The following is a 12,080-nucleotide window of genomic DNA, read 5'->3' as shown; positions in this document are numbered from 1 at the left end:
TAAAACCTCCTTAATTTGACTTTCGATATTGTCCAGGTGTGACACCGACTTCTTTTTTAAACTTACGTGTAAAGTTGGCGACATCTTTGTAGCCGACGTCATGAACGATAGCCTTAATTGGCTTTGTCGTCATCGTTAACTGTTCTTTCACATACGCCATACGTAAGTCTTGAACATATTGTTTAAAACTTAGCCCGTAATGTTCTTTAATCAACTTAGAGGCATAAGAAGCCGAAATATGATATTTTTCAGCAATACTTTCTAGTGATAAATCATAATCTTTATAATGTATTTGAATATATTGAATAATCTCTTGTACCATCCGATTATTATCATTAGCCATTCGCTCTTGTACAACTTCACAAGTAGACGAAATCAACTGTGCCAAATGATGCTCTAACTGATCAAGTGTCACAAAATCAACGAGCTGATTAAATGTAGACTCTTCTAGAGGTACGCCGAGCTCAGACAATGTTCTTACAACAGAATTAATCACATCAAAACATACGGCCTTTAATGCATTCAACGAGCGCTCTCGTTCTCTTAAATTCTTAAAGATGATTGCCAATGTATCCTTAGCAATCGTCGGTTGTCCTTGCTTTATAGCTTGTAGTAGCTTTAACTGTTCTTCTTTTAAATAACCTAAACTTTCTTCTGTCGATGTTGTAATGTCGTCAAAGAAAATCGTGCTACCAGCCGTATAATAACTCATATAGCTATAGGCTACCATCGCTTCTAAATAAGACGTATGCACTTGGTAGACACTTTCAACAATCGTACCTGAAACGACGGTCGGTTCAACTTTCATCAACTTCTTAATACGCTGAATATAAGCTGATTGTTCTTCTTTATTTTTTTGATCCATTCCTACAATCAATGCTTTATCATTCATTTTTAATAAATCAACAGCATAACCTTGCATGTTTTATAGTTTAAGTGATCTTCAACTTGTTGTTTAAATGTTTTGATTCCTTCACTATCTGAATGTAAAATCACGACAAAATAATACGCTTTATTTAACTCTAACTGAAGTGATGAAGCCATGTCAGACATCGCTTCTTTTGTAGGATACTCTCCCTTTAATAGATGCATCCAAAATTGTTGCTGCGCAAAAGGTCGGTGTTTATATAACGTTTTTGACAGGGTTGCTTTATCATGATTCAACTGTTCAAAAGCATGCATGACTTGTCTTAACTCATTGACTTCTTGATTGCTTTGCTTTTGAGTCGTCTTCACTTGTTTTACTAATAAATCTATCGGCTTGTATTGGTATTTACTAAGTACATACGTAATGATAACCCCTACAAAAAACACAACCAATAGCATTAACACGTAGCTTGTTAATGTGCCTTTAAACAAACCAAATAATTGACCTTCCTGAAGAATACTAATATAGGACCATCCGTCATCACCTTCGACTAAGTTTAACGTGTAATCCTTTCCTTCAATGGTAATGGTTTCGTCATTATTTGCTTTTTCTAAGATATCATCAAAATCTAACATGTCAGTTGCGAAGTCATCATCATTCATATACTCTGCTAAGACTTGTTGTTCGCTATCTAAAATATACGTATGGCCAACTAAATCAGATAAGGCGGTGCTCATCGTTGAGACAAAGTGTTTCTTTTCAATCATGTAAGTCACACTACCATGTGGGAATAGACTATTTGGCATAATCGGTTGAATAATAGCTAGATAATCTCGCCCCTCACCTGTATGAACAATTTTAGCTTTAGGTGTCTCTTCTTTCATTAACATCGATAGTTCTTCAACTGTTAGATTAGTCATGTCATAACGCGCAATAAAATTTTCTAAGGTGTGGTAGCCTCGACTCGTAAATATTACATCCGGATTCTCATGGTAGACGAGGGCGATCTCGTCAAATAAAATGCTATTAGACCGATATTTACCGAGTTCCTTAATAGCTTCATAGCTATAGTAAGGATGATTGAGTTGATAACTAGTAAGGCGAGTGTCTGTTGAAATGCGTGTGGCAATATTGGTAAACTCTCGCTTTCTGTCTCCTATAGATTCACTCACTTGTTGTAAGTTATTAAAGCTTGCTTGTTCTAATTCTTCTTGCAAATCAGCAATAAAGTTCACATAGACAAAGGTTCCTAATAGTAGAAAGGGAATAATGAATGCGACGAAATACGATAGTAAATAACGATAAAATATTTTTTGTTTAAAGATAGTGAACATAATACTCTCTCCTCGACTCATTATTCCTGAATTCTCACATTAACTAAGACTTGCCTTTAACTTTTTACTCTCAATTGAAGCACACGCACGATGTCCGAACCAAAGGACAGGATAAAGCACAAGCGCGACACCAAAGAAAGCGGTTAAAACAGGTAGAAACATAAATAGATAAAACATTAATACCGCACTAATTAAAACAGCAATGGTTTCCATCGGTTGAACAAGGGCGATAAAAAGGGACTGCTTAAAATACTGAAGCGGTGTTAATTCATATCTAGAAAAGACGGTAATAAATATCAAAAAGCTCGCAAGCGCGATTGAACTAATTAAGATTAAAAAGAAGTGAATGAACGGCCACTGAATGAAAACTTCAGAGATCCTAAAATCAACAAATAGGATAAAGCCAATGAGCACCCAACCATATCCTAAAATATTCGCTTTAAGAAATCGACGTTTATATTCTTGCCACATGTTTAAGTGTATTTTTTTATCTTCTCCTCGAATCATTTGGTAAACCGTACTTGCAGCCGCAAATGTAGCTGGAAATATTCCTAACACACCTGCACCTAAAATAGTCAGACCTAACCAAATAAAATGAATCATCATCACCTTACTTAACCATGAGCCTACCTCATAAAACTTTTGCATAAAACCATTCATTGTCGTACATCCCCTCTCACACATTCATCTAGTATAGCTCACTTTAAGAAAATTTCAATAACCGGTACGGTTACTTTAGGCTGAACAACTGGCAAGTCGAGTACAATATCATCTGGGCCAATTGTTGTTTCTGTGCTAGTGATCACTTGATTCGGATCAAATGTCTCGAAAAACACTTCGGATCCGTCATGTAAAAACTGCGCATACCGCACATGTTCTTTTATGCCTTTCATATGAATATGTCGAAATGGCCAAGAAAAAACGTGAACGTATAATCTATCATCTTTCTGCGTCAATCGACAATCTAACGGATCTGAAAATTGACTCGGACCACAGCCAATAATTGACCTTTCATGATACCTCATCCACTCTTTCACACCATCTAAGCGAGCTTGTGATGGTTGATCTATTAGCCCCCTAGCGTTTGGACCAATATTCAGTAATAGATTGCCGCCCTTACTCACTGTATCAATCAGCATTTTTAAAATCTGATCAACACTCTTCCAGTTACTATTATACCTGTCATAGCCCCAGCTCTCATTTAACGTTTGACACGCTTCCCAAAGCACCGGTTTCCCGTTCTCGATAATTGGTTGCTCAGGTTGATATTGTTCCGGCGTTCGAATCCCTCGCTTAATATCTAAGCGGTCATTTATAAGAATGTGTGGCTGTAATTGACGTGTTAATGTTTCAATACCATAGCCATCCCAATCTTTTTCTCCCTTGCCTTTCGACCAGCCCCAATCTCGGTGAGGATAAGAAAAGTCATACCACATGTAATCAATTTTCCCGTAGCGTGTTAACAGCTCGGTAATTTGTCCTTTTAAATAGGTTCGATAGACGGTCATATCTCGTTTATCCATCAACTCACGTGCTTCTTTTTGATTACGCAATGGATGCAGACCATCCAAAGTAAAATCGGGATGATGCCAATCAATTAATGAATGATAAAAACCGACTTTTAATCCGCGTTTACGTGCTTCATCAACATAGATGCGCACAATATCTTGTTTAAACGGGGTGTTAGTTACTTTGTAATCGGTTAAATCACTATCCCATAAAGCGAACCCTTCATGGTGTTTTGTCGTTAATACAACATATTTCATCCCCGCTTGAACTGCTTCATCTAGCCATGTCGAGATGGCTAATTTATCTGGATTAAAGTGATCAAAATATTGTTGGTAAACCTCAGGTGTGATTTGTTCTGTTGTCATGAGCCATTCGTGTCTTGCTGCTAATGAGAATAAGCCGAAATGGATAAACAGACCCCAGCGATCATGCGTAAACCAGCTTGGATCATGATACTCATCTGGCCAGTTGCTATAAGATGGGTGTCTCACGTCAACGCCTCCTTAATCAAATCGAATCTCTTTTCCTGTCTGACTGGACTCGTAAATAGCCGCCAAGATCTTCATCACTTCTACCCCGTCTTCAACCGGCGCAATCGTTGACTGTTGGCCACTGGCACATGCGACAAAGTGATTGATTTCATTTTGAAAGCTTTCGTTAAAATCAAACGTTGGTGCATCGATCTTTGGTATGATTTCTGTTAAGACATCATGCTTTTCTGTATAGAGACTTAGTGATGGTTCAATGGTAGCCCCACCTTTTTCACCAAACAGATGCACTTCTGTTTTATCTTCTTTGCCGTGAAGTGTAAAGCTTGCATCAACGGCAAGTGTGGCACCATTATCAAACTTAATCATCGCCGTTGCTAAATCTTCTACCGTATTCTTCTCTGGGTCATAATCAGCCGCCTGGTAAAATGATTTATATTCGATATTTGAACGGTTGCCAAGCGCTTTATACATACTGCCAGTAACAGAGTGTACTTTAGGCTTGCCCATGAGATACCAACACATATCGATTATATGAACACCAATATCAATGAGCGGGCCACCTCCTGAGCGTTCGATATCACTGAACCAACCACCTGGGTTACCTAAGACGCGTAATGACGAAGCTTTAGCGTAATATAACGGCCCTAAATCTCCTGCATCAATGAACCGCTTAAGCACGGTTGTATTTGTTGCAAACCTTCTAACGAACCCCACTTGTAAGGTTTTCGTTGATTGTTCGGCTGCTTGTTGAACACGTATCGCTTCTTCAACTGTTTTCGTTAATGGCTTTTCAACTAACACATGTTTATCATTTGTTAAAGCTGCAATGGCAATATCAGCATGTGAATTATTCCATGTACAAATACTAACCGCATCGATCGTTTCTGATGCCAATAATGCTTTGTAATCCGTATACACATGCTCAATGTTATACTGCTCTGCTTTTGCTTCTGCTCGTTCTTTTTTTTAAGTCACATACGGCCATCAATTCAACCTCAGGATGATTGTGATATGACTGAAAATGCATATCAGAAATAGAACCTGCCCCAATAATACCTACACGTAATTTACTCACAAGATCGCTCCTCTAATTGTTGATATGTTGTCATAAGTTTTAAAGCTGTTTGAGTCGCCATTAAACACGGTTCAATGCCTTCAAATTCAATGGAAACATCACCATCATAATCGGAGGCGACAATTTCACCTATTATGGTTCGTAACGGAATATCACCATGTCCTGTCACGGCGCCCCGTAACTGATTGTTGTTTATTGTTTCAAAAAAACCTTCCCCGAGCGCCACACCGGTTTCACGATAGTAAAAATCTTTTAAGTGGATCATCGAAGCGTAAGGTAAACATTTTTTCACTGCAAGTAAGGGTGATTCATCTGCACATAAGAAGTTTCCGACATCTAAAGTCAATTTAAAATTATCGCGATTCACTTGATTTAAAATCGTGATAATCCGATCACTATGCTGAACAAAGTAACCATGATTCTCGATTGTAACGGTTAAAGGATATCTTTTCGCATAGTCAGCAATTTCTTGACATGCTGACACAATCTTAGGTAATTCTTTATTAAACCGAATGATGGTTGATTCTTCTTTTGATAAGAAACCCACATCAAAGCGCATATTTTTAACACCGAGCGCATGAGCAATATCAACGTGCGCTTTAATTCGATCGAGTTCTTTTCTTAAATCGTCACCTTGTTGTAGTAAGTTAGAACCAATTGCATAATTTGATAAGGCTAAGTTCAAGGCTTTTGCCTGTTCTTTTATATCATGAACGAGTGACGGTGTGTCTAACAAATCAACATGTAGTGGCACAATCTCAACATGACTTGCGCCTTGCTGTTTAACCCAATCCATCACATCCAACATGGACATGCTTCCTTGATTCATTTCCTGCTGTAAACTATATGAGCTAATACCAAGTTTCATCATAACCCTCCTATCGCGTCACTTTTACAAATTGATTCGTCTCATTCGATTGGTAGGCTGCTTTTACAACTTTAAGTGTTCTCAGACCGTCTTCTCCCGTAATAAATGGTTTTCTACCTTCATTAATACAGGAAACAAAGTCTTGAACGAGCCTTTCATCCATATCGATTCCCCATGAGAGTGCTGTCACTTGTTTCGCTTGGTCATCATAAAAGGTCGTCGTATCTTTAAAACCATCAATTTTCAGTGTACCTTCTGTCCCAATGACTTCCATTAATACGTCTCCCCACATCGGAAACGTGCGCGGACGAGACCAACTTGGATCTAGATTTAAAAGCGTGCCTTTTTCCATCTCAATTACCACTTGTCCTGAATCTTCCACGTCAATATTATGGAATAACGTCGCTAACCTAGCATAGACACCACTTACCTCATCGTCTAACATCCAGCGAACAACATCCATGATGTGTACAATGTGATCAGTCGCTGCCCCACCACCTGCTTTTTCTTTGTCGATAAACCAACCACCAGGTAGCTGACCGTGATTGGCAGCATTAATCGCGATGACGTCTCCTATGCCACCTGCTTTAATATAGCTAACGGCTGCTTCAATGGCTGGGATAAAGCGAACAGGATACGCAATTTGTAACGTCACTTGATGTGCTTCACACGCTTTGATCATTGCCTTTGCATCCTCTACTTCCGTTGCAATCGGCTTTTCACATAAAATATGTTTGTGATGCTTAGCAGCTTCAATTACTAACGCTTTATGGCGGTAATTTTCACTACAAACAATGACGGCGTCTATATCTGTCTGAAGCAAGGCGGTTAAATCAGCATAAAAGGTTGTGCCGTAACGATGAGCCGCATCCTTACCACGCGCTACGTCATCATCCCAAATACCGGATAAAGTTACATTTTCTTGTGCTAATAAGGCTTGCGCATAGCTTTCAGCATGCATATGGGCAAAACTTAGTATCGCTATGTTCATCATTGACTCACTCCCTTCACACTTACGGGTCGTTTACTCTCAAGTGATTGTTCCGTTGCTTCAACAAGGCCTAAGCCCTTTTCTATTCGTTTTTCTTGGCTTTTTTCATCAACGCTTGATGTATCGCCTGCCACACATTTTGTACTTCTTTCTTACTAAACACACTATCTAACACCGCTCTGTTACCTTTTGATAACACGACGGCCCCTTGTTCACTGTCACTTTGTTGTACCAGCATACCGTTAGCGCCTGTTACTTCAATAGCAACATGTTCAGTGTCATCCGTGTAGACCAGTTGTACATTCGTCATAGTACCTGCCTCATGTTGAATCGAAAGCACAAGCACTCTATGTGTAGCCTTCTCTCGTTCAACCGCCATAATAGACGTCACAGGAGACATCGTTGACTCTAACCACATGTATAAACCAAGCAGTTGTTGCGCTAAGGTTTGTGTTTTATCTGCTTGATTCTTATATACAGTGATACGATTAATAGCTTTATCAGTGAAATCAACGGCTTCAAGTTGCTCGGCCATCGCATGAAAATGTGGATGACTCGCACAGGTATTGACCACTTCACCTCGGCATTAATTTGATCAACGAACTGTTTGACTTGTTGATAATAGGTCACTGACTGAATCGCAGAGATCGGTAACACAAGTCCCGCGTCTTTATCTAGGAGTGCTTTTATTTCATCAACTGTTACGGTATTGTGGGCTAGATAGACAATGTTATCGTCTGGTTCGTTATGTGTATGACGCGAAGCATTCAGTTGTTTAAACTGTTCAACAAATGCCTGATGATGCTCACCGATTAGTCTAATCGCTGTCATATAATCCCCCCTACTCTTCAAATAAATGTTTTAAGTATTCTAAACCTAATTGACTTGCCATCCGGCACTCTTCCATACCCTCAAACTCTAAGGTAAGGTATCCATCGTAACCGCTCGCTTTAATTAACTTCGCTGTTTCGACTAAATGAAGGTCACCTTGACCTAAAATAGCACCGCGAATATAATTGCCACTAGCTGTATCAAACCACTTCCCATTTAATGGTGGGGCGTAATAAGGTTTTCGGTAAAAATCTTTAAAATGAATCAGCGATGCATGCGGCAATAGTTTTTTAATACCGACAAGTGGATCTTCATCGACACAAAGAAAATTCCCGACATCTAAGGTGACGTTAAAGTTGTCGCGGTTGACTTTCTCAACGACACGAAGGACACGGTCACTATGCTGTACCGCCATCCCGTGATTTTCAATCGTTGTCGTAATACCAAATTGCGCCGCGTAATCAGCTAACAGTTGACTCCCTCTGACAATTTGATCTAAATGCTTTTCTAAATAACTAATCGTACGGCACTCAGGTGGCAAGGTGAACAAGGTAACATCGTGACGCATATGCTTAATCCCCATATGATTAAGAAGATCAACATGACTTTTTAGCCGTTCGACTTCTTCGAGAAAGTCCGCTTCTGTTTCATGGATAAAGTTTGCTGGTAAGGCGTAGTTAGATAGCTCTAAACCTAGTGATTTAGCTCTGTCGACTAGTTTGTCAGCCAAGGCGTAATTATCGACTAACGTGTAACCATAAGGGACTAGCTCTAAGTGATCGAAGCCTTGTTCACTCACCCATGTAACAACATCTAAAATGTCCATCTCGTCATTATTAATCGCATCTAATAAACTATAGCTGCTTAAACCATACTTCATATTGATTCATCCTTTCAGTTTTATCCTGTATGGATCACGCTCATAAAAATCCTATATATCTCATTCAGACTGCTGTTACTTTTTTTCTAATGGACTGCCTTTCACGTAAACGCCCATTTCAGTTAAGACGTATTCACTAAACATCATGTTGGCCCATGAGAACCATGGTCGTGTAAATTGCTCTGGGTCATCAACATGGAACCCTTCGTGCATCAGTTCTGTGTCAGCATCTGTTGTCATGAAATAATTTAACAGACGTTCTCGTTCTGCGGAATCGGTTGTTGTCATGCCTTCAATCGCAAGAGCGATATGCCAAATATACTCTGACGGCGTATGGGGACTCCCTATGCCTTTGGCTACATCACCTTCATAGTAATATGGATTGTGTTTGCTTAATAAGAATCGACGTGTGTTTTGATAAATAGGATCGTCACTGGTGAGATAACCTAAATAAGGCGCAGATAGTAAGCTTGGCACATTCGCATCATCCATTAAGACGTGATGTCCGAAGCCGTCTGTTTCATAAGCATATATCTCTCCATACTCAGGATGGTTAACAACGCCATACTGCTGAATACCTGCCTCAATTTCTTGTTTTAAACTTTGAGCGGCTTGCTTTAATACTTGATCATCAAATATGTCTTCTGCTAGTTCAGCAACATAACCGAGAACGACGACCGCAAACATATTTGAAGGAATGAGATAACCATACTGACAAGCATCATCACTCGGACGAAAACCGCTCCATGTCATGCCCGTTTCTTTTACTGGCGCACCTTTTCCATCATGGGAAAGGGTATCTTGAGCAGGACAACCTGTTCTAATAAAGGTGTAGTCAGATTGCTCGTGGTTTTGTTCAAGACGCCACGTGGCGATCATCGTTTCAAGCGCTTGTTTAAAGTCAGCCGTAAACACATCTGTTTGATGGGTTGATTTCCAGTACAGATATGCAAGTTGAACCGGGTAACACAAGGAATCTATTTCGTATTTGCGCTCCCACATCCAATCTGTCATAAACGTTTCATCATCATGGTAGCGCGCACCGTTTGGCTCCTTGTTAAAGGCGTTCGCATAAGGGTCGTGATTAATAAAGGTAATTTGTTGATTAATCACCCCACGAATCAACGCTTGAAAGTCTTGATCTTTTTCAGCAAGTATCAAATAAGGTCTTACTTGTGCAGCAGAATCTCTTAACCACATGGCAGGAATATCTCCGGTGATCACAAATGTGTGATCACCGTTTCTTTGAATCGTCGTTTCATAAGTGTTTTTAAATGCCTTCTCAAACATACGCCCGATTTTTGGCGTCGCGTGAAAATGGTCTTTGACTTCTTCAATTAAATCGAGCATGACTTTTGGTAAGTCTGTTGTCATCATTTATTCTCCTTATCCGAATGAATACCAATCGTAACTATTTCGTAAGCATCCATCGTCACTTTATCATTCTTTAATGGTTGATGTTTACGTTCAATCACATCACTTTGATAGTACGTTCTGTTATTTCTTTGTTCTATCGCACATGCGTGAGCCTCTTCATCCAAGTTAACAAGGCGTACCATGACGTCGTTAGATGCCTCAGCTACTTTTACGTTTGAATAACTTAGTGCTGCCGGCTTTTCTAGCTCAATAAAGCTGTAGGTAGAAGGATACGTGCCTGTTTGAACAGGTAATGCTTTACTAATAAGCGGCGCCTGGAACGTTTGTGCTAATTGATAAGCCTCAAAACGCTCTCTCTCACCACCATGCGGAATAATCCGGTATTCAACCGTCTGTTCACCGAGACATTGTGCTTGTGGTGTAGGGAAGTATCCCCAATCCCCAAGTTCACCAACGGAACGTAACAGTGTGACGGCCATCGTTGTATCTGACGCAAGGATTTCATATTCATTTAAGCCTTTGTTGGCGATACATAATCCCCGGTCCTGATTACAAACATCCACGTAACTTTGTTGGTGTTGTGAATAATCTGGATTCGTCCACTCACGATTTGGTGTATTTTGACGCTTAGCTGCTTCAAATACACTTTCTGCATAATGGTGATCTGTTTCGATATTTGACTTGAATAACGCGCGCAAGCGTGATCTTTAATGTTATTTGCTATCGTTGTTTTTACATCAACATACGTCGCTGAATGCGTAAGCGTCACGTACGTTTCAATTTTAAGCGGTTGTTCTTTGAGTGACCGTTCTGACTTGCGGTTTGTGAACCAGACGAGTTCTTGTTGTTCTTTTATTAATGTCTCTTGGGCTGATTCTGGTAAGAGCCATTCATGGGTGATTTTATATGTTGCTTTAACCGCAGAATTCTCAATGAGTTCAATTGTTGCGGTTTCTTCCTCTGTCGTTCTGACAAGATGATCACTTGATTGTTTATACATATACTCATTACCGATATCACCTGTATCTTCATAGATATTTAAACCTTGATAATGTTGGTTTGTGCGCTTATCTGTTATACTCAGTGACCCATTCTGCATAATCTCAACAGCTAGATAATCATTTTCCATCTGATTTTCTTTCGTCACGAGTGTTGCTACGTCAACGTCACCTTTCACAAGTGCAAAGACTTGATAACCTAGTGCCGGTAAAGATTCTGCATTGAATGTTACAGTCACACGACGCGCCATATATGGCTGTCTAAATTTATCTTCTGGTAAGTCATAATCAAACACGAGTCCATGGTCATCAACTTCAACTGGATACATCGTTTTATTCTCATCTACGATGACAAAGCCATCAACATCAATCTGTCTTAATACGTCTTTATTGACGCCATCTCGATAATAGGCCCGTTTTAAATCTAAAGTTACACTGACTTGATCCGTTCGATTATCAGCTAACGTATTAAAAACAACAAAAGGATGAACATCTGACGCATTAAAAGTTGATGTATCAATGTGTTTAACCAACTGATCTAACGTACGATCGATTAACATTTCGGTGAAATGTTCACTCTTGTTAAAGCGCGTCACCATTTCATCATGCACTTCATCTACGCTGCAACCACAAATACTGTCGTGCGGATGGTTTTGCATGAGGGTTTTCCAGGCATATGCAAACATGTCATGATCATATGTCTGGTCTATGAAGTAACGAAAAGTGGCTAATGGCTCGGCTACTTTCTCTAACAACGTTTGAACTTTTTGGTTCATTTGTTTTAAGTACACCCGAGAAGAGGCCGTATTCACAAGCGTGCCCCAGCCATCTGTGTGTTGTGAGCGTAATTCGCCTTCA

The 12,080-nt window shown here is 39.7% G+C and carries 11 protein-coding genes and 2 pseudogenes; all 13 read right to left on the bottom strand.

All coding sequences use genetic code 11. The features are described 5' to 3' along the window. Positions 1 to 10: 10 nt before the first annotated feature. Positions 11 to 892 (bottom strand): AraC family transcriptional regulator, encoded by an 882-nt coding sequence (locus JCM19043_RS04080; RefSeq protein ID WP_197274733.1) that lies wholly within the window; start codon positions 890 to 892, stop codon positions 11 to 13. 2 nt (positions 893 to 894) lie between these two features. Beyond that, positions 895 to 2,202, bottom strand: a complete 1,308-nt coding sequence (locus tag JCM19043_RS04075; protein ID WP_062320218.1) for a cache domain-containing protein — start codon at positions 2,200 to 2,202, stop codon at positions 895 to 897. A gap of 39 nt (positions 2,203 to 2,241) precedes the next feature. Further along, positions 2,242 to 2,862, bottom strand: coding sequence for a YesL family protein (locus tag JCM19043_RS04070; protein WP_062320216.1), 621 nt, complete (start codon positions 2,860 to 2,862; stop codon positions 2,242 to 2,244). 38 nt (positions 2,863 to 2,900) lie between these two features. Next, positions 2,901 to 4,202, bottom strand: coding sequence for an alpha-L-fucosidase (locus JCM19043_RS04065; RefSeq protein WP_062320215.1), 1,302 nt, complete (start codon positions 4,200 to 4,202; stop codon positions 2,901 to 2,903). 12 nt (positions 4,203 to 4,214) lie between these two features. Next, positions 4,215 to 5,277, bottom strand: a pseudogene (locus JCM19043_RS04060) (Gfo/Idh/MocA family protein). After that, the gene (locus JCM19043_RS04055) at positions 5,270 to 6,145 is read right to left on the bottom strand and encodes a sugar phosphate isomerase/epimerase (RefSeq protein WP_062320213.1); all 876 of its coding nucleotides are present in this window, start codon (positions 6,143 to 6,145) and stop codon (positions 5,270 to 5,272) included. The pseudogene JCM19043_RS04060 and the gene JCM19043_RS04055 overlap by 8 nt, the downstream one beginning before the upstream one ends. Positions 6,146 to 6,155: 10 nt before the next feature. Further along, positions 6,156 to 7,136 (bottom strand): Gfo/Idh/MocA family protein, encoded by a 981-nt coding sequence (locus JCM19043_RS04050; protein WP_062320298.1) that lies wholly within the window; start codon positions 7,134 to 7,136, stop codon positions 6,156 to 6,158. Between the two features lie 82 nt (positions 7,137 to 7,218). After that, complete coding sequence (locus tag JCM19043_RS16270) at positions 7,219 to 7,671, bottom strand: hypothetical protein (RefSeq protein WP_156321330.1); 453 nt, start codon at positions 7,669 to 7,671, stop codon at positions 7,219 to 7,221. Further along, entirely contained in the window at positions 7,578 to 7,967 is a 390-nt protein-coding gene (locus tag JCM19043_RS04040) for a hypothetical protein (RefSeq protein ID WP_062320209.1), read from the bottom strand. The genes JCM19043_RS16270 and JCM19043_RS04040 overlap by 94 nt, the downstream gene beginning before the upstream one ends. Before the next feature lie 10 nt (positions 7,968 to 7,977). Beyond that, positions 7,978 to 8,847 (bottom strand): sugar phosphate isomerase/epimerase, encoded by an 870-nt coding sequence (locus tag JCM19043_RS04035; protein WP_062320206.1) that lies wholly within the window; start codon positions 8,845 to 8,847, stop codon positions 7,978 to 7,980. A gap of 75 nt (positions 8,848 to 8,922) precedes the next feature. Beyond that, positions 8,923 to 10,224, bottom strand: a complete 1,302-nt coding sequence (locus JCM19043_RS04030) for a glycoside hydrolase family 125 protein (protein WP_062320204.1) — start codon at positions 10,222 to 10,224, stop codon at positions 8,923 to 8,925. Continuing rightward, complete coding sequence (locus JCM19043_RS18615) at positions 10,221 to 10,922, bottom strand: glycosyl hydrolase-related protein (protein ID WP_369813751.1); 702 nt, start codon at positions 10,920 to 10,922, stop codon at positions 10,221 to 10,223. The genes JCM19043_RS04030 and JCM19043_RS18615 overlap by 4 nt, the downstream gene beginning before the upstream one ends. A 533-nt stretch (positions 10,923 to 11,455) precedes the next feature. Then, a pseudogene (locus tag JCM19043_RS18610) lies at positions 11,456 to 11,998 on the bottom strand (alpha-mannosidase); the annotation flags it as partial. Between the last annotated feature and the right edge of the window lie 82 nt (positions 11,999 to 12,080).

Source organism: Halolactibacillus sp. JCM 19043 (assembly GCF_001310395.1).
Taxonomy (GTDB): Bacteria; Bacillota; Bacilli; order Bacillales; family Amphibacillaceae; genus Halolactibacillus; species Halolactibacillus miurensis.
The sequence above is the reverse complement of the archived record's forward strand: the minus strand, read 5'-3'. Positions and strand labels throughout refer to the sequence as shown.

Bases quoted from the DNA above. Each gene is read 5' to 3' on its own strand.
- JCM19043_RS04080 (WP_197274733.1), bottom strand. From the start codon at position 892: ATGAATGATAAAGCATTGATTGTAGGAATGGATCAAAAAAATAAAGAA.
- JCM19043_RS04075 (WP_062320218.1), bottom strand. From the start codon at position 2,202: ATGTTCACTATCTTTAAACAAAAAATATTTTATCGTTATTTACTATCG.
- JCM19043_RS04070 (WP_062320216.1), bottom strand. From the start codon at position 2,862: ATGAATGGTTTTATGCAAAAGTTTTATGAGGTAGGCTCATGGTTAAGT.
- JCM19043_RS04055 (WP_062320213.1), bottom strand. From the start codon at position 6,145: ATGAAACTTGGTATTAGCTCATATAGTTTACAGCAGGAAATGAATCAA.
- JCM19043_RS04050 (WP_062320298.1), bottom strand. From the start codon at position 7,136: ATGAACATAGCGATACTAAGTTTTGCCCATATGCATGCTGAAAGCTAT.
- JCM19043_RS16270 (WP_156321330.1), bottom strand. From the start codon at position 7,671: ATGGCCGAGCAACTTGAAGCCGTTGATTTCACTGATAAAGCTATTAAT.
- JCM19043_RS04040 (WP_062320209.1), bottom strand. From the start codon at position 7,967: ATGACAGCGATTAGACTAATCGGTGAGCATCATCAGGCATTTGTTGAA.
- JCM19043_RS04035 (WP_062320206.1), bottom strand. From the start codon at position 8,847: ATGAAGTATGGTTTAAGCAGCTATAGTTTATTAGATGCGATTAATAAT.
- JCM19043_RS04030 (WP_062320204.1), bottom strand. From the start codon at position 10,224: ATGATGACAACAGACTTACCAAAAGTCATGCTCGATTTAATTGAAGAA.